The organism is Pseudomonas putida group bacterium ESBL64, assembly GCF_045277175.1.
GTDB lineage: Bacteria > Pseudomonadota > Gammaproteobacteria > Pseudomonadales > Pseudomonadaceae > Aquipseudomonas > Aquipseudomonas alloputida.
In genome coordinates, this window is sequence record NZ_CP145799.1 from 5314760 (window position 1) to 5337425 (window position 22666).

20 protein-coding genes are annotated in these 22666 nt (G+C 62.5%); 16 read left to right on the forward strand and 4 right to left on the reverse strand.

What is annotated here, in order from left to right:
- Positions 1-58: 58 nt before the first annotated feature.
- Positions 59-826, reverse strand: coding sequence for a septum site-determining protein MinC (minC, locus tag V6093_RS24155; RefSeq protein WP_017147884.1), 768 nt, complete (start codon positions 824-826; stop codon positions 59-61).
- 111 nt (positions 827-937) lie between these two features.
- On the opposite strand from minC, the gene V6093_RS24160 reads away from it, so the two are divergent.
- Together V6093_RS24160 and V6093_RS24165 are read left to right on the forward strand one after the other, a co-directional pair.
- Complete coding sequence (locus V6093_RS24160) at positions 938-1873, forward strand: lipid A biosynthesis lauroyl acyltransferase (protein WP_003252578.1); 936 nt, start codon at positions 938-940, stop codon at positions 1871-1873.
- A 145-nt stretch (positions 1874-2018) separates the two neighbouring features.
- The gene (locus V6093_RS24165; protein WP_012053410.1) at positions 2019-3167 is read left to right on the forward strand and encodes a patatin-like phospholipase family protein; all 1149 of its coding nucleotides are present in this window, start codon (positions 2019-2021) and stop codon (positions 3165-3167) included.
- A gap of 87 nt (positions 3168-3254) precedes the next feature.
- Here V6093_RS24165 and V6093_RS24170 read toward each other — a convergent pair whose 3' ends face one another.
- A complete protein-coding gene (locus V6093_RS24170; protein WP_042162639.1) occupies positions 3255-4001 on the reverse strand; it encodes a VacJ family lipoprotein in 747 nt (248 codons plus the stop codon).
- Positions 4002-4074: 73 nt separating this feature from the next.
- Complete coding sequence (locus V6093_RS24175) at positions 4075-5373, reverse strand: serine/threonine protein kinase (protein ID WP_047605298.1); 1299 nt, start codon at positions 5371-5373, stop codon at positions 4075-4077.
- Positions 5374-5563: 190 nt separating this feature from the next.
- On the opposite strand from V6093_RS24175, the gene V6093_RS24180 reads away from it, so the two are divergent.
- Positions 5564-5929: a hypothetical protein gene (locus V6093_RS24180; RefSeq protein WP_406669637.1), complete on the forward strand. Its 366-nt coding sequence runs from the start codon at positions 5564-5566 to the stop codon at positions 5927-5929.
- Between the two features lie 492 nt (positions 5930-6421).
- On the opposite strand, the gene V6093_RS24185 is transcribed toward V6093_RS24180, so the two are convergent.
- Entirely contained in the window at positions 6422-7987 is a 1566-nt protein-coding gene (locus V6093_RS24185; RefSeq protein ID WP_406669638.1) for a beta (1-6) glucans synthase, read from the reverse strand.
- A 197-nt stretch (positions 7988-8184) separates the two neighbouring features.
- On the opposite strand from V6093_RS24185, the gene V6093_RS24190 reads away from it, so the two are divergent.
- The 13 genes from V6093_RS24190 (at position 8185) to V6093_RS24250 (ending at position 22634) form a co-directional block, all read left to right on the forward strand.
- Positions 8185-9045 (forward strand): glycine betaine ABC transporter substrate-binding protein, encoded by an 861-nt coding sequence (locus tag V6093_RS24190; RefSeq protein ID WP_047605295.1) that lies wholly within the window; start codon positions 8185-8187, stop codon positions 9043-9045.
- Positions 9046-9249: 204 nt separating this feature from the next.
- The gene (locus V6093_RS24195) at positions 9250-9561 is read left to right on the forward strand and encodes a DUF485 domain-containing protein (RefSeq protein WP_003252591.1); all 312 of its coding nucleotides are present in this window, start codon (positions 9250-9252) and stop codon (positions 9559-9561) included.
- Positions 9558-11222 carry a cation acetate symporter gene (locus tag V6093_RS24200; protein WP_003252593.1) on the forward strand — a complete coding sequence of 555 codons (1665 nt, stop codon included), beginning with the start codon at positions 9558-9560 and terminating at the stop codon, positions 11220-11222. The genes V6093_RS24195 and V6093_RS24200 overlap by 4 nt, the downstream gene beginning before the upstream one ends.
- Before the next feature lie 221 nt (positions 11223-11443).
- Positions 11444-11923 carry a CS1 type fimbrial major subunit gene (locus V6093_RS24205; RefSeq protein WP_033725791.1) on the forward strand — a complete coding sequence of 160 codons (480 nt, stop codon included), beginning with the start codon at positions 11444-11446 and terminating at the stop codon, positions 11921-11923.
- Positions 11924-12012: 89 nt separating this feature from the next.
- A complete protein-coding gene (locus V6093_RS24210; RefSeq protein WP_406669639.1) occupies positions 12013-14517 on the forward strand; it encodes a CS1-pili formation C-terminal domain-containing protein in 2505 nt (834 codons plus the stop codon).
- A gap of 123 nt (positions 14518-14640) precedes the next feature.
- The gene (locus tag V6093_RS24215) at positions 14641-15375 is read left to right on the forward strand and encodes a hypothetical protein (protein ID WP_003252600.1); all 735 of its coding nucleotides are present in this window, start codon (positions 14641-14643) and stop codon (positions 15373-15375) included.
- A complete protein-coding gene (locus tag V6093_RS24220) occupies positions 15372-16568 on the forward strand; it encodes a hypothetical protein (RefSeq protein WP_047605294.1) in 1197 nt (398 codons plus the stop codon). The genes V6093_RS24215 and V6093_RS24220 overlap by 4 nt, the downstream gene beginning before the upstream one ends.
- Positions 16569-16597: 29 nt before the next feature.
- Positions 16598-17224, forward strand: a complete 627-nt coding sequence (locus V6093_RS24225) for a response regulator transcription factor (RefSeq protein ID WP_003252604.1) — start codon at positions 16598-16600, stop codon at positions 17222-17224.
- Between the two features lie 9 nt (positions 17225-17233).
- A complete protein-coding gene (locus tag V6093_RS24230; RefSeq protein WP_406669640.1) occupies positions 17234-18361 on the forward strand; it encodes a transporter substrate-binding domain-containing protein in 1128 nt (375 codons plus the stop codon).
- Positions 18362-18363: 2 nt separating this feature from the next.
- Positions 18364-20475, forward strand: a complete 2112-nt coding sequence (locus V6093_RS24235) for an ATP-binding protein (RefSeq protein ID WP_230623103.1) — start codon at positions 18364-18366, stop codon at positions 20473-20475.
- 69 nt (positions 20476-20544) lie between these two features.
- A complete protein-coding gene (locus V6093_RS24240; protein ID WP_047605293.1) occupies positions 20545-21354 on the forward strand; it encodes an SDR family oxidoreductase in 810 nt (269 codons plus the stop codon).
- 230 nt (positions 21355-21584) lie between these two features.
- Entirely contained in the window at positions 21585-22070 is a 486-nt protein-coding gene (locus tag V6093_RS24245; protein ID WP_047605292.1) for a hypothetical protein, read from the forward strand.
- Positions 22071-22139: 69 nt separating this feature from the next.
- Complete coding sequence (locus V6093_RS24250) at positions 22140-22634, forward strand: CS1 type fimbrial major subunit (protein WP_047605291.1); 495 nt, start codon at positions 22140-22142, stop codon at positions 22632-22634.
- The last annotated feature ends 32 nt before the right edge of the window (positions 22635-22666 follow it).

The following is a 22666-nucleotide window of genomic DNA, read 5'->3' on the forward strand; positions in this document are numbered from 1 at the left end:
AATAGCTAAATAAAGGCAACGGTAAAAAAGTTGCTCTAAAAATGCTGGCAAGTATCCGTTAAAGACGGGTGATGTTCAACACGTCACCAGACAGGCTGACTTGCACGCTGGTCCCCCACAGCGGATCCCGGCGCAGGTCCTCGCAGACTTTGTACTGGCCGGCGATCGAGACCATTTCGGCGGTCATCTGCTGGCAGAAGATACGCGCCTTGGTGTTGCCTTTGATGCCGGCCAGGGCGCGGCCGCGCATGGCGCCGTACACATGGATGTTGCCATCGGCCAGAAGTTCCGCACCTGGGCTGACCGAACCCGTCACCACCAGATCACCGCCCTGAGCATAGATCTGTTGGCCGCCGCGTACTGGCGAAGTAATGATGCGGGTCGGGCGCACCTCGGGTTCAGGGGCAGGCGCTGGCGCCGGGGCAGGGGCCGGTTCGGGCTTTTTGACTACCTCGGGCTCGGGCTCCAACGGCCGTTCGCGGGCCCCCGAGGGCGGCAGCACCGGCAGGTCGATGGCGATCGCGGCGGCGATGTCCTCGATGCGGTTGGCGCGGATGGCCAGGGTACGCAGGCCGTGGTGTCGGCAGATCCGCATCAAGCCGGGCAGGTCGATTGCCCCTTCGTTGGCCGGCAGCTTGTCCAGCGCCAGCACCAGCGGTGTATTGCTGAAGAAGTTCGGGGCCTGGGCGACTTTGGCCGCCAATTGGCGGTCGAGGGCTTCAAGGTCATTGCGCGCCAGTTCCAGTACCGTAATGGCGAGCATGCTGCCCTTGAGCTGGAACACGGAGGCGGTGTCGGGTGTGTGGTTTGGGCTCATGGTCTGCATAGACGGCTTGTTGCGAAAAAAGTGCCCTGACTTATAACGAGAACACCGGTTGCCCGCAACATGCGCTGATCCGTTGTAGAATGCGCGGCCTTTGTCTTTCCGGATGCTTCAATGGAACGCCCGCGTTTTCGTCCCTATTACCTTCACCCCAAGTTCTGGGGCCTTTGGCTGGGCCTGGGCCTGCTGTGGCTGGTGGTTCAGTTGCCGTACCGGGTGCTGCTGAAGATCGGTGCCGCGCTGGGCGCCGTCATGTATTGCTTTGCCGGTGAACGTCGGCGCATCGCCGCGCGCAACCTGGAGCTGTGCTTCCCGGAGCTGTCGATCGACGAACGGCAGCGTTTGCTCAAGGCCAACTTCGCCTCTACCGGCATCGCCTTCTTCGAAATGGCCATGAGCTGGTGGTGGCCCAAGGCCAGGCTGGCGCGCCTGGCTCATATCGAGGGCCTTGAGCACCTGCAGGCCGCCCAGCAGGCGGGGCAGGGCGCGATCCTCATGGCGGTGCACTTCACTACCCTGGAAATCGGCGCCGCGCTGCTCGGCCAGCAGCACACGATCGACGGCATGTACCGCGAACACGGCAATGCACTGTTCGACTTCATCCAGCGCAGCGGCCGCGAGCGTCACAACCTTGATTCGCTGGCGGTGGAGCGCGAGGACGTGCGTGGCATGCTCAAACTGCTGCGTTCGGGCCGGGCGATCTGGTACGCACCGGACCAGGACTACGGCGCCAAACAGAGCATCTTCGTACCGTTGTTTGGCATCCCCGCAGCGACGGTCACCGCTACCACCAAGTTTGCCCGGCTGGGCAAGGCGCAGGTGATTCCGTTCACCCAGAAGCGCCTGGAGGATGGCAGCGGCTATCGTCTGGTCATCCACCCGCCGCTGACGGACTTCCCCGGCGAGAGCGAGGAAGCCGACTGCCTGCGCATCAACCAATGGGTTGAACGTGTGTTGCGCGAGTGCCCCGAGCAATACCTGTGGGCGCACCGGCGGTTCAAGTCGCGGCCCGAAGGGGCGCCGCGGCTGTATGACAAGAAAAAGCGCTGAACCTTGTAAGCAGGCCTGGCCTCTTCGCGGGTAAACCCGCTCCTGCAGGATTACCACGGGTTCTGCATATTGCGGGGCCCTGTGGGAGCGGGTTCACCCGCGAAGAGGCCGGGCATGAAAGCACCTTGACCCCAGGAAGGACTCCATGGCTCCACCCCCGGTAACCGGTCTCATCCTTTCTGGCGGCGGCGCCCGCGCTGCCTACCAGGTCGGCGTGCTGGCGGGCATCGCCGAGTTGCTGCCCGCCGGCGCGCACAACCCGTTCCCGGTCATTGTCGGCACCTCCGCCGGGGCCATCAACGCCGTCACCCTGGCCAGTGGTGCGGTGCACTTCAACGAGGCCGTGCAACGGCTCACTGCCTTCTGGCAGAACTTCCGCAGCCATCTGGTTATCCGCAGCGACTGGCCCGGGGTCGTGCGCCAGGCCAGCCGCTTCGTCGGCCACAGCCTGCTGGGGCTGGGCGGCCAGGCCCCCGTGGCGTTGCTCGACAGCAGCCCATTGCGCAGCCTGCTGCAAACGCACCTGAACCTGGATGGCATCGGCCACGCCTTGGCCGCCGAGCAACTGCGCGCCGTGGCGGTGACCGCCTTTGGCTACGAGTCTGGCCAGGCGGTGACCTTCTACCAGGGCCGTGGCACCATCGAGGCCTGGCTGCGCCACCGGCGTATCGGCGTACCCGCACCGTTGACCATCGACCACCTACTGGCCAGTGCGGCGATCCCGCTGCTGTTCGCCCCGGTGCAACTGGGCGGCGAGTATTACGGCGACGGTGCAGTGCGCCAGTCGGCACCGATCAGCCCGGCCTTGCACCTGGGCGCCAGCCGGGTGCTGGTGGTCGGGGTCAGCGGAAACCCGCAGCGGCCAGCGCCACCGGTGCCGCCCCAGCGCGTGTTCAGCGGGCAGCAGCCGAGCCTGGCGCAGATCGGCGGGCACCTGCTCAACAGTACGTTCATTGACAGCCTGGAAGGCGATATCGAACTGCTGCAGCGCCTCAACCACTTGAGCGGGCTGTTGCCGGCGCACCTGGATGCCCGGCGCCTGGGGCTGGCACCGATCGACGTGCTGGTGGTGGCGCCCAGCCAGCCGCTGGATGAGATTGCCGCTCGGCACCGCCGCGAGTTGCCGGCGGCGTTACGCCTGTTCTTACGGGGGCCGGGGGCGACGCGCACCAGCGGGGCGGGGGTGTTGAGCTATTTGCTGTTCGAGGCCAGCTATTGCAGTGAACTGATCGAGCTGGGGCGGCGCGATGCCCTCGCCAAGAAGCGCGAGCTTTGCGAATTCCTGGGGATTTGATGTTGCCTGTGCGGGCCCTTTCGCGACGAGGGGTTGCGCCAATACCTGTGTAGGAGCGGGTTCACCCGCGAAAGGGCCGCAGCAGGCTTACTCGGCTATCTGCAACTTGCGCGCCTGGGTATACACATACCGCACCTTTTCATACTCGAACGGCGAGTTGAGCTGGCCATAACGGAAATTGGTGGTGTAGCGCTTGTCCACCACACGCAGGGCGAAGATTTCCGGGTGATCGGTGCTGGCTTCGGCCACGTTCAGGTAGTTGACCGCCTGCTCTCCCGCATAGTCCACCACCAGCCCGGTGGTATCGCGCAGGTTCGATGGCCCTAGCACCGGCAGCATCAGGTACGGCCCATCCGGCACGCCATAGAAGCCCAGGGTCTGGCCAAAGTCCTCGCTCTGGCGCGGCAGGCCCATGCTGGTCGCCGGGTCCCACAGCCCACCCACGCCGATAATCGTGTTGAACATCAGTCGCGCAGTGATTTCTGCCGAGCGCTTGGCTTTGAGCTGCAACACGCTGTTGAACAGGTTCGGCACATCGCCAAGGTTGTTGAAGAAGTTGCTCACCCCCGTGCGCACGAACTTTGGGGTTACATACTGATAGCCATTCACCAGCGGCAGCAGCACCCATTGGTCCAATCGGTAGTTGAAGTGGTAGATGCGCCGGTTGATCGACTCCAGCGGGTCGTACACGTTGAGCGCCTGCAGGGTTGAGCGCTCGAATTCGCGCTGGTCCAGCCCCGGGTTGAATTTCAGCTCACGCAGCGGGTCGAGGAAGCCATCGGCTTCGGGCGCCAGTGGCGCGGTGCCGATCACCTGCGGGTCGGCCTCGACCACGCTGGCTCTGGGTGCGGTTTCGGCGGCCAGGGTGTGGCCAGCGGCAAGCAGGGCAGTGGCGAAGAGGAGTTTGTTAACCACGGAAGAACTCCAGCATGGCGTCACTGTTGACGCGGTAGTTGAGGTTGCCGCAATGGCCGCCATGGGGGTAGAGGGTCAGCCGTTCACCGAACACCTTGCGCAGGAAGCCAATGTCGCCCGGGCCGAGAATGACGTCGTCGGCGTTGTGCATCACAGCGATCTTGTCACTGTTGCGCAGGTAGTCTTCCAGGGCATACAGGCTGACCTGGTTGACCAACTGCAGGATGCTGTTGCCGTCGGTGCGGGCGCGCCACATCGGAATCACCTGCTCGGTCATGTAGCAGTCGAAGTCGCACTGCAGGGCGCGCTTGAAGAACGGCGTGAGGCTGCTGCCTTCGGTGATCGGGAACTTCGGCGGAATGATCAGGCCACGGCGGTTGATCAGGTCGGAAGTGAAGGCGATGTCGGCTGCCGAGAAACGGAACGAAGTGCCGATCAGCATGGCCATCTGTTCGTTGGACAGGTGCTGGCGCGACTGCTGGAAGTCGTACAGCAGGGCGTCGTTCAGGTCGATGTAGCCCTTGTCCTGGAAGTAACGGGTGAGTTTTTCCAGCATCAGCTCGTAGAACGTGGTGCTGCGGTCGATGCCCTTGACCTGGGTCTGCACCAGCTTGTCGAGGTTGTTGATCGAGGTGTAGAGGTTGACCGGTGGGTTGAGCAGCAGCACACGTTTGAAGTTGAAGCTGCGGCGGGTTTCGTCCAGGTGGCTGACGAAGGCGGCGTCGAGCGCACCCAGGCTGTAACCGGTGAGGTAGAAATCACTGACCGGCAGGCGTGGATGCTGGGCGCGCACGGCCTGCATCACCCGGTACATGTCTTCGGCGTCTTCCTGGCTGATGCCGGGGGTAGCAAAGCGCGAGGCTGCACTCATGAAGTCATAGCTGGTGGGCGATGACAGTTGCACCACGTGGAAGCCGGCCTGGTAGAACAGCTTTTTCAGGTATTCATTGATGCTGCTGCTGTAGGGCGCGCCGGTGCCGGCGATGATGAAGATCAGCGGCGCTTCGCGATCCTGGCGGGCTAGGCGGTACTTGAGCTTCTTCACTGCCCAGAAGTTGTCGGGCAACGTGAACTCGCGCTCCGGGCGCAAGTTCAGGCTGTAGTCGGACTGAGTGATTTCATCGTCGCTGGGCAGCTCAGGGCGCTTGTCCGGCGGCGTGGTGGCGATGGTGGCCTCGAACGGGTTGGTAAGAGGGTAGCCATAGCTGGCAGCGTCGATATCCCGCGCTGAAGCGGCCACAGCCATGAGCAAGCTGCCGAGCAGGGCAGCGAGGCGCAAAGATCGAAGCATGTAATCCCCCAAAAGAACGCAAGGTCGAGCAGTGTGCAGGCTAGGACCACAGCCAGGCGGGCAAAGTTGCCCGCTGCGGTGGCCTTTGGCGTACTTGCTATCTGCAACATAGCCGCCGGGGTGTGATTTTGCCTTAGAAACGGGCATAAGCGATCATGGATGCTTTCGATTACCGCTATTGGAGAACAGGATGTCTCGTTCGCTGCCGACGGTGCTGCTGGTGCTGTTTCTGGGGCTTTGGCTCGCGGCCAGCTATGGTGTGCGTTACGGCCTGATGGAGGATGGCCAGTGGGTAGGGCTGTGCGCAGTGCCGACGGCGTACTGGCAGTGCGAGGTGCGTTCGCTGCTGGGGTTGGGCATTCACCATCAAATCATGGCCTGGGGCGGATTGAGCCTTGCGCTACTGGCCCAGTTCGTTTCCGCGCGTGCCGGCTGGTGGCTGGCAGTGTTGGCACTGGTGTTCGCGGTGCCGGCGCTGGTGCTGTACACCGCCAGCATTGCGGTGTTTGCGCTGGTACTGGCGGGGTTGCGCCTGGTCAGGCAACCCCCATTGTAAGCAGCTGCGCGTACCTTGTGGGAGCAACTGTCCTGCTCAATTTCCAAAAGCTGGCGCTCCCACAGGGACTGCGCCAGGCTTTAGATGTGGAAGGCGACTTTCAGGGCTTCCAGCGCCGGTTCGACCTTGATGCCCAGCACTGCCCCCAGTTCCATTACCCGTGCCAAGTCCGGCTGCCCCACCATGATCATCTGCAGTTCATACCTGTGGGCAACAACGGCGACCCTGGGGTTGATGGGTGGTTTTGCGGTGATGATGTTTCTCGATACCGCGCTGGGCTGAGGCTGAGCACCAGCCTGTGGGAGCGGCTTGTGTCGCGATAGGGCCGCAAAGCGGCCCCAGCAATCTATACATGATGCCGAGATCCTGGGGCCGCTGCGCGGCCCTATCGCGACACAAGGCCGCTCCCACAGGGATCGCGCCAGCTTTTGGAAATTGAGCAAGACAGTTTACTCACACAAGGTACGCGCCGGGCTCGAGGACTATGCAGTATCAAGCCTGTCGCATCCGCAAGCTTCGCCACAACGCCGCTGTCATCAGCACACTCACCACCGCCCAGCCCCAGGCCTGCTGGTTCTCCAGCCCTTCGACGAACAACTGCGGCGCCACCCCGGCGCCGACGATGAACGCCAGCAACGCGACCTCCGCCCGTCGCGCCCGCACCGGCCACAGCACATACACCAGCGCCGGCAACGCCAGCGCCGCGCTGGGGAAGCTGCGGTAGCGCGGGTCGAACACCATTGCCAGCATGCTCACCGCCGCAGCAAAGCCCGCCGCCAGCAGCAACCAGCCGGCTCGCTCCTGCAGCCAGGCGAACAAGCGTTCACGCCAGCCCGCCCGCCGCGCCAGCGCCAACAACGCATGGGCCAGTACCAGCAGGTTCAGCCCGGCCAGCATCAGTGCCCACAACCATTCCCCGGCAAAGCGCGCATGGGTACGCATCAACTCACCCCACAGGCCCAGGCAAGCGGCGCCAAACGCTGCCAGCAGTGGCAGCAGGAAAGCGGCCAACGGTGTAGCGGGGCGCCCGGCCAGCACCAGCATGATCACCATCAGCACGGTGCTGGCCAGCAACCACTGCGGCCAGTCATGCAGGTTGCTCACGGGCCCTTCGAGCACACCCTTGTCCTGCCGGTCCGCGTCGTACAGCCCCCAGTAGCCACCCACTGCGCCCTCATTGGCGCGTTTCCAGGGCTGATCGAAGGCTTCGATCAGGTTGTAGTGCCAGCCATTGCGCTCGGCCATGGCCACGAAGCCACGGATGAAGCGCGCCTCATTGACCCGGCTGGGCTCCGCCGTTTCGCGTTGGCGGCCTTCGCTGGGCCAGCCGGTTTCGCCAATCAGTATGTCCTTGGGCGCGAAGCGTGTGCCGAACACCCGGCGCACATCGGCAACGTGGGCCAAGGCATCGTCGATGCCACGCGGGTCGTCCTCCCAGTAGGGCAGCAGATGGATGGTCAGGAAGTCCACTGCCGGGGCCACCTGCGGGTGCTGCAGCCAGAATTCCCACACATCGGCGTAGGTCACTGGCACCTTGACCTCGCGCTTCACCCGCGCGATCAATTTGGCCAGGTGGGCACCGGTCACCTCCTTGCGCAACAGTGTCTCATTGCCGACGATCACCGCGCTGACCACGTCAGGGTTGGCGTTGGCAGCAGCGATCAGCAGGTTGATTTCCCTCTCGGTGTCGGCCGGGTGGGCGTTCACCCAGGCGCCCAGCATTACCTTCAGCCCATGCTTGCGTGCCAGCGCGGGGATTGCCTCAAGACCGCTCATGGAATAGGTACGGATGCACTGGAACCGCTCGGCCAGTAACGCCAGGTCGGCGTCCATCCGCGCTGGGCGCAGGCGAAACGGCTGGTCGTAAGGCGATTGGTCTTTGTCGAACGGCGTGTACGAAGCGCATTGCAGCTTGTGCGCAGGGCTGGCCGCATCGGGCAGGTGCACAGGCTTGCCCAGCCCGTACCAGAGCCCCCCCAGCCCGAGCAGGGCCAGCAGGCAGGCAAGCAGGTACAACGGCAATGACAAGCGGCTACAACTGGGCATGTGGCGGTCCATCGTCTGGCACAAAAGGTTAGATAGTAGCCCGGCGCCAAACCTTTGGCATGCAAGGATCGCGCAGGCCGAGGTAGGCCGATGGCGCTAATGGCACAGTGCTGTCGCATATGGGGCGGGTGCAGGTCGCAGGTGGATCAGGTCGACTTGTGTTGCAGGAAGATGATGCAATCTCCAAGACCTGACGAGGGGATGCTTTGATGGCAACTTTGAAGAAAATGCGACGTTTCCTGGGCGTGGGCACCGCCCTGGTAATGGCCATGAGCGCTGCACAGGCTATGGCCAAAGAAGTAAGCATTGGTTACGTGGATGGTTGGGCCGACAGCGTGGCGACCACCAACGTGGCCGCCGAAGTAATCAAGCAAAAACTCGGCTATGACGTGAAGTTGCAGGCCGTGGCCACGGGGATCATGTGGCAGGGTGTGGCAACTGGCAAGCTCGATGCCATGTTGTCGGCCTGGTTGCCGGTGACCCATGGTGAGTACTGGGCCAAGAACAAGGACAACGTGGTCGACTACGGCCCGAACTTCAAGGACGCCAAGATCGGCCTGATCGTCCCCGAGTACGTCAAGGCAGTGAGCATCGCCGACCTCAAGACCGATAACAGCTTCAAGGACAGGATTGTCGGCATTGACGCAGGCTCCGGTGTGATGCTCAAGACCGACCAGGCGATCGAGGACTATGGCCTGACCAGTTACAAGTTGCAGGCCAGCTCGGGTGCGGCGATGACGGCGGAACTGGGCCGTGCCTATGCCAAGCAGCAATCGATTGCGGTGACCGGTTGGGTTCCGCACTGGATGTTCGCCAAGTGGAAGCTGAAGTTCCTCGAAGACCCGAAAGGCGTATATGGCGCGGCAGAAACCGTGAACAGCATCGGCAGCAAGGAACTGGCCACCAAGGCACCGGAAGTGGCGGAGTTCCTGAAGAAGTTCAACTGGCAGTCCAAGGACGAGATTGGTGAGGTGATGCTGGCGATTCAGGAAGGGGCCAAGCCTGAAGCGGCCGCCAAGGACTGGGTTGCCAAGCACCCTGATCGTGTGAAGGAGTGGACTGGCAAGTAATCACCTTCCAGGGCCAATAGGGTTTCTTCGCGGGTGTACCCGCTCCTACAGGAGCGGGTACACCCGCGAACGGCTCATCACTTTGTTACGCAATCGGTAAAACACCGTTGCATCTAAGACTAAGGTCGTCTGGTTGGCGTCCATCGGCAGCATAAAGTAAGGGTGTGGGTTCCATCCCGTATCTGTGCTGCTAGGACAAAAACAATGAACGACAGCATTTACCTCTCGATACAAAACAGCCCCCGTTTCAAGGAGCTGGTCACCAAACGCGAACGGTTCGCCTGGATTCTCTCGGCGATCATGCTCGGCCTGTACTGCGCCTTCATCCTCCTGATCGCCTACGGTCCTCATTTGCTGGGCGCCAAGCTCAGCCCTGAGTCATCGATTACCTGGGGCATTCCCCTGGGCGTCGGTCTGATCGTTTCGGCATTCGTCCTGACCGCCATCTACGTGCGCCGCGCCAACGGCGAATTCGATGAGCTGAACAAGGAAATCCTGAAGGAGGCGCAACAATGATTCGCCAAGTCAAAGCCCTGGCCGTATTGGCCTGCGGAGCCTTCGCACCCGCCGTGTGGGCCGCCGATGCCCTGACCGGCGAGGTGCAGAAACAACCGCTGAACGTTTCCGCCATCGCCATGTTCGTGGCCTTCGTCGCCTTCACCCTCGGCATCACCTACTGGGCCTCCAAACGCAACAAGTCGGCATCGGACTACTACGCTGCCGGTGGCAAGATCACCGGCTTCCAGAACGGCCTGGCGATTGCTGGCGACTACATGTCGGCCGCCTCGTTCCTGGGTATTTCCGCGCTGGTGTTCACTTCGGGTTATGACGGCCTGATCTACTCGATCGGCTTTTTGGTTGGCTGGCCGATCATTCTTTTCCTGATTGCCGAACGCCTGCGCAACCTGGGCAAGTACACCTTCGCCGACGTGGCCTCGTACCGCCTCGGGCAAAAGGAAATCCGCACCCTGTCGGCCTCCGGTTCGCTGGTGGTGGTGGCGTTCTACCTGATCGCGCAAATGGTCGGCGCCGGCAAGCTGATCGAGCTGCTGTTCGGCCTGGACTACCATGTGGCGGTGATCCTGGTGGGTATCCTGATGTGCCTGTACGTGCTGTTCGGCGGCATGCTGGCCACCACCTGGGTACAGATCATCAAGGCTGTGCTGCTGCTGTCCGGTGCCAGTTTCATGGCGCTGATGGTCATGAAGCACGTGGGCTTTGACTTCAACACGCTGTTCTCCGAAGCCATCAAGGTACACGCCAAGGGCGAGGCGATCATGAGCCCCGGCGGCCTGGTCAAGGACCCGATCTCGGCATTCTCCCTGGGCCTGGCACTGATGTTCGGTACTGCCGGCCTGCCGCACATCCTGATGCGCTTCTTCACCGTCAGTGACGCCAAGGAAGCGCGCAAGAGCGTGCTGTATGCCACCGGCTTCATCGGCTACTTCTACATCCTCACCTTCATCATTGGCTTTGGCGCAATCCTGCTGGTCAGCACCAACCCGGAATTCAAGGACGCCGCAGGCGCTCTGCTGGGTGGCAACAACATGGCTGCGGTGCACCTGGCCAATGCGGTGGGTGGCAGTGTGTTCCTCGGCTTCATCTCGGCGGTGGCCTTTGCCACCATCCTGGCGGTGGTGGCTGGCCTGACCCTGGCCGGTGCCTCGGCGGTGTCCCACGACCTGTACGCCAGCGTCTGGCGCAAGGGCAAAGCCAACGACAAGGACGAGATCCGCGTATCGAAGATCACCACTGTCGCCTTGGGTGTGCTGGCGATCGGCCTGGGGATTCTGTTCGAGAAGCAGAACATCGCCTTCATGGTCGGCCTGGCGTTCTCCATTGCAGCCAGCTGCAACTTCCCGGTACTGCTGCTTTCGATGTACTGGAAGAAGCTGACCACCCGCGGCGCCATGATCGGCGGCTGGCTGGGCCTGGTGAGTGCGGTGACGCTGATGATCCTTGGCCCGACCATCTGGGTACAGATTCTCGGCCACGAGAAGGCAATCTACCCGTACGAGTACCCGGCGCTGTTCTCGATGGCCATTGCCTTCGTCAGCATCTGGTTCTTCTCGGTCACCGACAAGTCCAAGGCGGCTGAGGATGAGCGCGCGCTGTTCTTCCCGCAGTTCGTGCGTTCGCAGACTGGCCTGGGTGCCAGCGGGGCGGTTTCCCACTGAAGCTGTAGCCATAACGCGCTGAAATGCACAACGCCCCGCTAGCCGGGGCGTTGTGCATTCAGGGGTTGCTCCAGGCAATACTGGCAAACTGCATCCCTTGGGAAATTTCCTAAATCCGCTCGGAACGGTCCTAACTTCCAATCGCCAGCGTTCACGAATAATCGCCACTACTGATCGGGCAGTCGCCCCTCAGCCAGTGATTCCCTCAAGGAGATTTGATCGTGAAACGTATGCTGCTCGCCCTCCCTCTGGCCATGCTGTTTGCCGGTGCCGCCCACGCCTTGGACCCGATCGAAAAGCAAGTGCAGGTCACTGCCCAGGTGCCGACCGATGCGTTCTTCGTCGAGCCGGTGGGCGGCAACTGGATGAACGACCCGCAAGAGCTGGGTTGGAACCCCAATCAGGCCAAGCTCGACCCTGTCCGCAAGGAGCTGCAGGTCAAGAGCACCGTTGGCGCTATCAACGCCTACCTGGTCTCGCCCGCCGTCATTGCCAGCGGTTCCCACAACATTGGCCTGGATGTGAAGGTTGGCGACACCGTGTTGCAGACCACCCCAGTCGAAGTGGTCAGCGCCACCCAAGCCGCACCGGGGGCGATCGTCGGCTTCGAAATTGCAGCCCAGCCTGCCCCAGCCGCGGGTTATGAGCCAGGCAACTACCAAGGCCTGGTGAGCATGATCTTCGAAACTGGCACGCCTTGATTCACCCCCCCATCGTTCATTCGTTGTTGCCTGTTCCTGCCCTCGGCGCTTGCCGCGGGGCGGGCAGGTATTGCCCGCAAGCGACGCCCATGACCCTACAATTTCCCCTTTCCGCGCTGTACCTGAGCTTGCCGTTGGCAGCCTGCCTGGCCGCAGTGCCAGTGACGGGCCACGCTGCGACCGCAGCGCTGGGTGGCATCGAAGGTCTGCCCAGTGAGTTTGAAGCGCACTTTTATGAAGTGCCGTTGGCCGTGAGGGTAGACTTGGATGGCCGCTATCTGGGTGATGCCATGGTCGTGCTCAGCCGGGATCAGCGCGTGCAACTGCTGGAATTCACCGAAACCGTCGACAGCCGTGAACCAGAAAGCCTGAGGCGGCGCTGGCGCGAACGCCTGGTCGAGGGGCGCCCGCTGGGTGACTGCCAGGCAAACTGCCCAGATGGCCTGCGCGCAGTGCACTACAGCTTGGCCAATTCGCAGTTGTCACTGCTTACCGACCAGGCCGAAGCGTCAACGGCCGGCGAGCGTTATCACCGGCTTCCCGAACAGGGCAGCTACGGCCTGCTGGTGCGTAACCAACTCAACCTGGTCAATGATGGCCGAGTCACCAGCGGCCGCTATGCATTGCAAGGGCAGGGCAGCCTGGGTAACTGGACGACCCTGGCCGATGGCCAGCTCGACCGTGGCAGCGACAGTCAACAGGGCACGCGCTACCGGGTTGACCAGTTGTACGGTGAGCGACTGGCGCAGGACCACTTTTATCGCCTGGGCTATTTCACCCCCAGTGCCCAAGGCCTGACCCGCCAGCCACGGCTGATGGGGGCCAGCCCCGATACCACCCTGGGCCTGATGTTCGGCAGCAGCGACAGCCTGGCCATCGACAATGGTGCGCCCAGCGCGACGCCCATCTATGTCACGCCCAACCGCCCCGCCGTGGCGGAAATCTACCGCAACGGCGTACTGATCAATAGCCAACCGGTGCAGCCCGGCCTACAGACGCTGGACAGCAAAGTGTTACCCGGGGGCATCTATGAAGTGGAAATCCGCCTGGTCGAGGACGGCCAGGTGACCTCGCGCAGCCAGGCATTCATTTACAAACCCAGCAACTGGCGCAGCACCGATGCCCCCTGGCGCTACAACCTGTACCTGGGGCGGCAGAGCAGCCTGTTGAGCAACTGGCAGCGCGACGCAGATGACAGCCTGGCGGCAGGCGTGCTGGCCAATTACCTGGTGCACCCGCGGGCTATCGTCGGCGTTTCGGCACAGCGCATCGACCAAACCCTGCAATACGGCACGTCGCTGGACTGGGATGTGCTCGACCGCTTCAAACTGTACGGCAACCTGTTCCGGGCCCAGGGCTACGGCAACGGCTACGACCTGCAATTGATCCACGCCGGTGAAAACAGCTCATTGGTGGCCAGCCAGAGCAGCACCTGGCTGACCCGCCCCGAATCACTGCGTGATGACCGTCAGCCGAGCCACTGGCAGGCGCGGCAAACCCAGACGTCGGTGTCTTACAACCATCGCCTCGACCCGCGCAATACCGCCAGCGTGCGTGTGTCGCACAGCAGTGGGGCCAGCGCCGGTACGGGGGTGGATTTGGGCTGGTCGTACTTTGGCCAGCTACTGGGGTCGCAGGCCAACTGGCGCCTGTCGCTGTTCGACCGACCGGGCAACGCGGGTACTGGTGAGGCCCGCAGCCGCGGCGTCAACTTGAGCCTGAGCATGAGCTTGGGCGGCACGAGTGGCCGGCGCCTGTCGGCCAGCGTCGGCAGCCGCACAGCGCGCGATGGCGGGCGCGACCTCAATGCCGCAGTGGCCTATCAGCAGGACGTCGACCTGGGCCCGCTGCGCAGCGTTGGCCTGACCGCCAGCGCCGACCGCTATGGCGCCGGCCTGGGTGGCGACACGCAGTTCGAGAGCCAGCAGCTGCACGGTGATGCGTATTTCCAGCGGTCTTCCTACAACGGTGAGTTCAGCGGCGGCCTCAACCTGGAAAGCATGCTGGCTGTCGGGGCTGGCAAGGCGGCCGTGAGCGGCCAGTACCTGCCGCACCAGGCTGGGCTGATCGTCGATGTCGAAACCGATATCCAAGGCTTGAAACTACGCGCTGACGACCGCCATGGCGGTACTGCCAATCTGCGGCCTGGGCGCAACCTGGTCCCGGTGGCCGCCTACAAGGCCGGCCATGTGCAATTCGACCTTGAAGGCGCGCAAGCCACCGCAGCGGTGATTCAGCCTTCCAGTGTGGACTACCACCTGAACCGTGGCGGCATTGGCTACCGCCAGCTTCGGGTATTGCGCACGCTGACCGTCATCGGCCGCCTGCTCGACAGCCAGGGTCGCCCGCTGCGGGGCGCGCAGGTGATCAACCACGCCAGTCGCAGTGTCAGTGAGGCTGATGGGTTCTTCGCCGTGGAAATGAGCGAGTCCACACCCAGCCTGGAGGTGCGTCAGCAAGGGCAGGTCGTATGCCTGTTGACGCTGAATCTTACGCAGCTGGTACGTGAAGACGATGTGCTGTTGGCCGGCGACCAGCGTTGCACGCCCGCAAGCCTGGCCAAGGCCGCTGATAGCGGGGGGGGAGCGTGTTGAGAGCTAGCTCAGGGTCGGTAACAGAGCGGCCCTACCGTCGTTTCAGACGGCTCCTACACATCCTGCGATTGTTCCCGCTTTACGGTATGCCAATCGCTGTACTTATCCAAGGAACCTTCAAACGTGAATATCCATCGTCTGCTTGCCCTGGCCTGTCTGGTTACCCCGCTGGCAGCCATTGGGGCGCCCGAGCTTAATGTCGGCGCGTTGTACGATTACCTGGATTCCGGCAAAAGCACCTTGCTCAAGCGGGTGCGCAACGGCGGTGATACCACGGCGTTCGTCAAGGTCAGTGTCGCTGAGCTGGTGTACGACACCGATGGCAATGCCCGCGAGGTCGACACCGAGGGCATGCCGTTGGAGCAGCGCGGCCTGGTGGCCAGCCCGGCGCGGCTGATCGTGCCGGCGCAGGGGATGCAGGCGGTGCGCCTGGTGTACCGCGGGCAGCGCGATACAGAACGCTATTTCCGCTTGCGCTTCGTCCCGGTCCTGCCCGAGCTGGGTGATGGGTTTGCCGTGGATGAGGGCGAGGCTGAGCGGTACCGCAATAGCCTGAAGGTTGGGGTCAACTTGCTGGCCGGCTACGGCACGTTGCTGTTCGTTCGGCCTGGCGAAACCCGGTTTCAGACGTCTGTGCAGCGCAAGGGCGGTGGCCTTACAGTCAGCAACCAGGGCAATGCCACTGTCGTGCTGGATCAGTTCCGGCAGTGCCAGGCGGCTGGCGTAGCCTGCGAGACTGCCACCAAACATCATGTGTTGCCGGGGCGGACACGGCAATTCGAAGGGCAGGCGGCAAAGGTTCATCAGTTTGAGTTGCATGAAGGCGAAGCGCGCAAGCGCATGGTGGTGGAAGGATGAGTCGTAGCACAGGGCGCTTGGCCCGCATCCGTCACTTACGCGTCGGGCTGGTCGCAGGTTTGCTGGCATTCGCCCCCTTGGCCAGCGCACTGGAGGTGACGCTTTCGGCACAATACCGTGGCGGTGGATCGGGGCGTTTCGAAAACACCACGCCGCCTGCTGAATTTTGCAGGGTTTGGTCTGGCCTGTGCGCCAGCACCGGCACCGTAGGCCTGCCAATTACCTACCAGAAGACAAGCATCAACCGTGCCCCCGACCTGCGTGATCGATATTTCGCCAAACTGCCGGGGCGTCGTGAAGTGGAGGTACGCCACCAACAGACGGGTGAGCCCAGGCAGATGACCTTCGAGGTGCGCTCCATCAGCCAGGAAGCTGTGTTGGGTAGCCCTTACAACCCGCTTAACGGCAGCTTCTCAGAGGGTTGTCGCGGCATTAACTCCGTCGGCAACCAAAGCCGCTTCAGGTACTACACCTCGTTGGTCAACCCGCAGAGTCCGACCCCTTGCGTGATCAGCTACTCATGGGCGCCGGATGATCATGTAGATACCACGACGGTATTGGACACGGGTATTTCCTTCGAGCTGGACATCCCCCCGCCGTATCGCCTGCGCGCCGGTATGTACCGTGGCAGCCTCACTTACACCATAGGCCCTGGGGGCGACTTTGATTTCGGCAACAATGTCACCGGCCTGAGCGGCGATACGTTGGTGATCAACTTTGAACTGGATGTGCAGCATGCTTTCATCTTTGAGTTCCCGCCTGGCTCGGAGCGCGCCGTGCTTGAGCCCAAGGATGGTTGGCAGGCCTGGCTGGGCGGCGGCCAGGCCCCTGGGCTCATCTACCGAGACCTGCCGTTCCGGCTATGGTCCACCGGCCCGTTCAAAGCCTACAAGTTGTGCCAGCACTACACCGCAGGTACGTGCGGTATCCGTAACGACGCCAGCCACGAGGTGCCTGTGACCGTGGCCATTACCTTGCCCGGAGGTATCGAGCACCAGGGCCGGCCGGTTCAGCAACTGGCGTTGCCTAGCGGGCAGGCGGCTGCGTTGGCGTTCGAATCGGCGATGCCCACGCTCAATCGCCCTGGCCAGTTGCGTTTCCAGGTGGAGCGCAACGACGTGCAGGCCATGCTTCGACACCCTGGCGCCACCTATGCCGGCCAGGTCACCGTCGTTTTCGACGCTGAGCTTTAGCCCACCGCCATGATGCGCGAGGTTAACCTATGTACAAAGTCGTGGTGGTTGACGACCATCCGTTCATCCGAGCCACCGTGTGCATGCTGCTGCGCAAGGAACGGCTCGATGTCGTCGGCCAGGCAGACAATGGTATTGACGCGGTGCGGCTGGCGCGTGAGTTGGGCCCGGACCTGGTCATCCTCGATATCGCCATGCCCGGGCTCGATGGCCTTGAGGTAATCGCCCGCATCAAGGCCATGACGCAGCCGCCCAAGGTTCTGGTGCTGACGTCGCAATTGCCCGAGGCCTATTCGCTACGCTGCATGCAGGCCGGTGCAATGGGCTTCGTGGCCAAGACCGATGAGCTGGACGAGCTTGGCAAGGCGGTGCGCGCAACATTGTCGGGTTATACGTACTTCCCTGAAGTGGCGCTGAGTTCGGTGCACAAGCAGGACCTGAAGTTCACAGACGCGCAATGCATCGCCTCACTGACCGACCGTGAGCTGATGATCCTGCAGCAGCTCGCCCGCGGGCTGAGCAACAAGGCGATCGGCGAAGCCATGCTGCTGAGCAACAAGACCATCAGCACCTACAAAACCCGGCTCATGGAAAAACTGCGGGTCAACTCGTTGATCGACCTGGCGGACTTCGCCCGTCGCAATGCGCTTATCTAGTCGCTACCCGTGCCAATCCGCGTCCTGCTGCTGTGGCTGCTGTATTGCCTGAATCCGCTACCCGTTTTGGCCGCACCGCAGCTCTACACCCGGGGCGTGGAAACGGGGCCTGCGCTGGCGCTGGGCCCCGCCGACCTGCGCTGGCTGTGGGAGAAGCGCCATTTGAACCTGGGGGTAATCGGCCGCGACAACCCACCCTTTGACATGCTCGGCACCGGCCAGGCCTACGAAGGCATCAGCGCCGAGTACGCCAGTGTGCTGGCCGAGAAGCTGGGCCTGGAAGTACGCCTGAGCCTGTTCGAGACCTACGACGCGGCTTTCGCGTCCTTGCGCAAGGGTACTGTCGACCTGGTCAGCTCGGTAACAGCACAGCAGGCGCAGGACGCCAAGCTGCGCCTGTCCAGCCCCTACATCGTTGACCAGCCATTGCTGCTTGCCAGTGAGCGGTTCGTCAGTGGCAACAGCGCAAGCCCTCGGCTGCTGGCGGTCGAGGGGTATCGACCGTTGGCCCTGCTTCAGCACAACTATCCCAACGCACGGATCCAGCTGCACCCCACCCCCTACAGCGCCTTGGCGGCGTTGCAGCTCGGTGAAGCTGAGTTGTTTCTAGGCAATGCCCTGAGCAGCCGCTATCTGTTGGCCCGAGGGCAACTGCCAGGCCTTGAATGGGTCGACCAGCCCGATTTTGCAGCCCAGCCCCTGGGCTTTGCCATGCTCGGGGACCACGGCCCATTACCCAGGTTGGTCGATGCCGTGCTGCAAAGCCTGACCGAACAGCAACATGCCCGCCTTCGCGGGCACTGGAGCCCACAGCCTGCCAGCCCCGTCAAACCCGGCCTGGTTGAACTCAGCGAAGCCCAGCAGCGCTGGATTGCGGAAAACCCCGTGGTCAAGGTGTTGCTCGGTGAGCACCAGCTACCGTTGAGCTACCGCGATGAGCATGGCCAGGTGCGCGGCTTGAGCATGGACGTGCTGCAACGCATCAGCCGCCTCACCGGCTTGCACTTCGAGGTGCAGGGGGGCACAGACATACAACACATGATCGAGCAAGTGCGCCAGGGCCAGGCCGATCTGATTGCCGGGCTGGTGTACAGCCCTGCACACGCCAGGCAACTGCGTTTCAGCCGCAGTTTCTGAGCTTGCCGCTGGTCCTGGTAACGCGCAACGAGACCGTGGCCCTCAGCAGCCTGGCGCAGCTCGGCAGGCGGCCGCTGGCGCTGGTGCGTGGCAGCGCCCAGGCGCAGACGCTGGCCAAGTCTTACCCGGGGATCCGTCAGCGGCTCGTGCCTCATCCATTGGCTGCTCTGCAGGCGCTGGAGCAAGGCAAGGCAGGCGCCGCCGTGCTGCCACTGGACCAGGCGTGCTCGCTGGTTGCACGTCACTTTCCCGGCAGGCTGCGGATCGCTGCCAGCCTGGCGCTGCCACCGATGCACTTCGCCTTTGCCAGTAGCCATGCCGACGAAGAGCTGCTGGGTATTCTCGACAAAGCCTTGCTCGCGCTGCCCCCGGCAGAAATGGAGACCATGCTGCGACGCTGGCGTAACCCGATGATCGTTGGCGACGGGTTATGGCGCCGTTATGGCGGGCGCATGCTGGCGGGCATCGCCTTGGCATGCAGCCTGCTGTTGCTGGCCCTGCTGTGGGTTCGTTACCTGCGGCGGATGCAGGTGCAACTGCATCGTGCAAAGCGCGAGGCCGAGGCGGCCAACCAGGCCAAGACGCAGTTTCTCGCGGCCATGAGCCATGAAATCCGCACGCCGCTGCATGCCGTGCTGGGCATGTTGGAGCTTGCCCGACGCAAGGCAGGGCAGGGCGAACTGGACCATCTGGCCATCGAAGTGGCGGCGGATGCCGCTATCGGGCTGCAGGAGTTGATCGGCGATGTACTCGACATCACACGCATCGAAACCGGCCAGTTGCAGCTGGCACTGGTGCCGGTGAGCTTGCGCGATCAAGTCGCCCGGGTGGTTCAGCTGTTCGAGCAACAGGCACGCGGCAAGGGGCTGGCCCTGGACATGGTGTGCAAGGGGGCGGTGGAAAACTGGGTGATGCTTGACCCGGTGCGTTTCAAGCAGGTCCTGGCCAACCTGGTCAGCAATGCAATCAAGTTCACCGCGCAGGGCAAGGTCCTGGTCAGCCTGAATATGCAGGCTGCAGCCGGGCGGGCAAGTGTATTGCTCGAAGTCGCAGACACCGGCATAGGCATTGCCCAGGCCGAGCTGGAAAGCCTCGGGCAACCTTTTCGCCAGGCCAGCAATCAGCGCCAGTCGCCACGCAGCAGTGCCGGGCTGGGGCTGGGGATCAGCCGCAGCTTGTGTGAAATGCTTGGCGGGCAATTACGCTTGCACAGCGTGCTGGGCCAAGGTACGCGGATTGAAATCCGCCTGGACCTGGCGCTGGCAGCCCGGCCAGTGCTGGCCAAGCCGGCAACGCCGCAGGGCGACCCTCCCAGGCTGGCCGCCCTGCGCGTGCTGGTGGTCGATGACTACCCGGCCAACCGCTTGCTGCTCGCGCACCAGTTGGCGTTTCTCGGTCACCAGGTGCAAGTTGCCGAAGATGGCGATCAGGCCTTGCGCCTCTGGTTGCAGCAAACGTTCGACGTCGTCATCAGCGATTGCAACATGCCCAGGCTTGGCGGTTTTGCCTTGGCCCGGGCAATCCGCGAACACGAACGGCGCCGGGCCAGGCCTCGCTGTCGGGTGGTGGGGCTGACCGCCAGTGCCCTGCAAGAGGAGCGCCGTCGCGCGAGGCTTGCGGGTATGGACCACTGCCTGTTCAAGCCGCTGAACCTGGATACCCTCATGCAAACGTTGCAAGCTTTCCAGTACGTCAGCCGTGAGCCAGGCGAGCAACTGCCTGCCGTTGATCTGGCCCATTTGCGTAAGCTGGTTTGCGATGACCAGGCTGTGTTGGTGGCCCTGCTGGCCGATCTGGCCAGCAGTAACCTGGCGGATCTGGCACAGCTCAGATACTCGAGCGACAACCCCTCGGCGCTCGTTGAAGTGGCGCACAGGGTGAAAGGCGGCGCACGCATTGTGCGGGCACAAGCGTTGGTGGCGTCATGTGAACGGCTTGAAGCGCAGTGTACGCAACGGCCGGCGGATACGTCACAGGTGCGCCAGGCAGCCAGAGCGCTGGAGGAGACCATGCTGCGCCTGGACCGCTGGCTTGCCAGCTACCTCGGGGAGCATGCTCCCCGCCGCCAGGGCGGTACTGACCACACAGTCATGTCTGCCCATTCACTACCCTGATGAATCCTCCCAGCCCCCTTGCCCTTGATTAGACTCGCTGTACTACCTGCCAGAACAAGGCCAGCCACCATGCATAACCGCATCATGATCACCGGCGCCGGGTCAGGCCTCGGTCGCGAGATCGCCCTGCGCTGGGCGCGCGAAGGCTGGCGCCTGGCGCTGGCCGATGTCAACGAAAACGGCCTGCGCGAAACCCTGGAACTGGCCCGTGCCGCCGGCGGCGATGGCTTCATCCAGCGCTGCGATGTGCGCGATTACAGCCAGCTCACCGCCCTGGCCCAGGCATGCACCGAGCAGTTCGGCGGCATCGACGTGATCGTCAACAACGCCGGCGTCGCGTCTGGCGGTTTTTTCGCCGAACTGTCCCTGGAAGACTGGGACTGGCAGATCGCGGTCAACCTGATGGGCGTGGTCAAGGGCTGCAAGGCCTTTTTGCCGCTGCTGGAGCGCAGCAAGGGCCGGATCATCAACGTGGCATCGATGGCCGCACTGATGCAGGGCCCTGGCATGAGCAACTACAACGTCGCCAAGGCTGGCGTGCTGGCGCTTTCGGAAAGCCTGCTGGTGGAGTTACGTCAGTTGGAAGTTTCGGTGCACGTGGTTTGCCCGTCGTTCTTCCAGACCAACCTGCTGGACTCGTTCCGTGGGCCGAACCCGGCGATGAAGGCGCAGGTGGGCAAGCTGCTGGAGGGTTCGCCGATCAGCGCCGCCGAGATTGCCGGATACATCCACCAGCAGGTTGCCGCGGGCGAGTTCCTGATTCTGCCCCATGAGGCCGGGCGCCAGGCGTGGCAGCTGAAACGTCAGGCGCCTGAGCGGCTGTACGACGAGATGGCCGATATGGCGGTAAAAATGCGCGCAAAGGCTCCTTCGCGATGAATGTTCTGTAGACGCACTGACCGGGGGCAGGGGCGTACAGGCCTGCTACCGACAAGACCAAACCAGCTGATGCGTCAAGCCGCAGCATCCAAGAACGCCCCGACCGTCGGGGCGTTTTCATTTTTCGCAGTCACTCAGAAAACACCTACATACGCATTGATGCCCCACTCGTAAAGTTCCCGCCTGTCATACGGGCATCGATAAATGCCGGCACATTTGGGGACTGCTCAATGAAGTTACGTTGTTTTACCGCCTGCGCCCTGCTGCTGACGGTGGGGGCCGCAGGGGCGAAGGAAATACCTCAGGACGTCAGTGTTCAGGCTGTCGTTTCGACACCTGAATTTCAAGTGACCTCGGTGGATAATTGGTGGGACGACGAACTTCGGGCGGAATATGACCCGAGCCGGCTCGTCTTCAAACAAATCAAGAAAGATGTATTTGTAAAAAGTACCTACGGGCCTATTTACGCGAAAACGGACAGTCCCTTCTACCGGTTCAAACGGGTAGGCGGTGCTGAATTTCAGCGCCGTTACTATATCTCGCTGAATCGCCTTGTCATGGGTACCACGCCGGTTGAAATCGTCAGTGCTGCTGAAGCCGCTGAAGGAAAAACCATTGAATTCAGGTTTTATCCCATGCCAGAGGCATCCACGGTTCGCATGCCCGGCACCTACATCACCCACGCCACTTTGATGTTTGAAACGGGTGCGCCCTGATCCCCGTTTCAGGCGGGCGCTCCCGCGTCCCTGTTATTGATAATGTGCAACCGTTGAAGGAAATTTGATATGAAATCCTCTGTATTGGCTATTCCATTCTTTGCGATGTTTGCCGGTGTCGCTGTCGCCTCCGTCCCTGATCCGATCAGCCATGACATTTCTGTAACGGCAGTTATTCCCGGCAATGACTTTTCCGTGGAACCTGTCGGTGATTGGGTTCGAGACGGCGTGACGCTTCAGTATCAGCCGCAGGCCGAGCAATTCACGAAAGTGACTGAAAATTTCATGGCCCAGAGTGATGTCGGCGCCATTCAGGCGAAGTTGCTGCAAACCGCAGAGTTGCAAGAGCAGAGTAACGTTGACCAGAAGATTGCGCTGGTCATCACGGTAGGGGATAAGCCGTTGTCGCTCGCGCCTCAGGAGGTCATGGACGCCGAAGATGCCAAAGGCGGTAAAGAACTGCCTATTGCCTTTGAAGCTGTAAAGCCTGAGGGCGGTTTTGTGAAGGGTGATTATAACGGGGTCGTGAAAGTGTTGTTTGAGACGTCCTCCACCAGCCTTTGATCGATGCAGTGCCGCCTGCCTCCACCCCGTCG

Bases quoted from the DNA above. Each gene is read 5' to 3' on its own strand.
- minC (WP_017147884.1), bottom strand. From the start codon at position 826: ATGCAGACCATGAGCCCAAACCACACACCCGACACCGCCTCCGTGTTC.
- V6093_RS24160 (WP_003252578.1), top strand. From the start codon at position 938: ATGGAACGCCCGCGTTTTCGTCCCTATTACCTTCACCCCAAGTTCTGG.
- V6093_RS24165 (WP_012053410.1), top strand. From the start codon at position 2,019: ATGGCTCCACCCCCGGTAACCGGTCTCATCCTTTCTGGCGGCGGCGCC.
- V6093_RS24175 (WP_047605298.1), bottom strand. From the start codon at position 5,373: ATGCTTCGATCTTTGCGCCTCGCTGCCCTGCTCGGCAGCTTGCTCATG.
- V6093_RS24180 (WP_406669637.1), top strand. From the start codon at position 5,564: ATGTCTCGTTCGCTGCCGACGGTGCTGCTGGTGCTGTTTCTGGGGCTT.
- V6093_RS24185 (WP_406669638.1), bottom strand. From the start codon at position 7,987: ATGGACCGCCACATGCCCAGTTGTAGCCGCTTGTCATTGCCGTTGTAC.
- V6093_RS24190 (WP_047605295.1), top strand. From the start codon at position 8,185: ATGGCAACTTTGAAGAAAATGCGACGTTTCCTGGGCGTGGGCACCGCC.
- V6093_RS24195 (WP_003252591.1), top strand. From the start codon at position 9,250: ATGAACGACAGCATTTACCTCTCGATACAAAACAGCCCCCGTTTCAAG.
- V6093_RS24200 (WP_003252593.1), top strand. From the start codon at position 9,558: ATGATTCGCCAAGTCAAAGCCCTGGCCGTATTGGCCTGCGGAGCCTTC.
- V6093_RS24210 (WP_406669639.1), top strand. From the start codon at position 12,013: ATGACCCTACAATTTCCCCTTTCCGCGCTGTACCTGAGCTTGCCGTTG.
- V6093_RS24220 (WP_047605294.1), top strand. From the start codon at position 15,372: ATGAGTCGTAGCACAGGGCGCTTGGCCCGCATCCGTCACTTACGCGTC.
- V6093_RS24225 (WP_003252604.1), top strand. From the start codon at position 16,598: ATGTACAAAGTCGTGGTGGTTGACGACCATCCGTTCATCCGAGCCACC.
- V6093_RS24240 (WP_047605293.1), top strand. From the start codon at position 20,545: ATGCATAACCGCATCATGATCACCGGCGCCGGGTCAGGCCTCGGTCGC.
- V6093_RS24245 (WP_047605292.1), top strand. From the start codon at position 21,585: ATGAAGTTACGTTGTTTTACCGCCTGCGCCCTGCTGCTGACGGTGGGG.
- V6093_RS24250 (WP_047605291.1), top strand. From the start codon at position 22,140: ATGAAATCCTCTGTATTGGCTATTCCATTCTTTGCGATGTTTGCCGGT.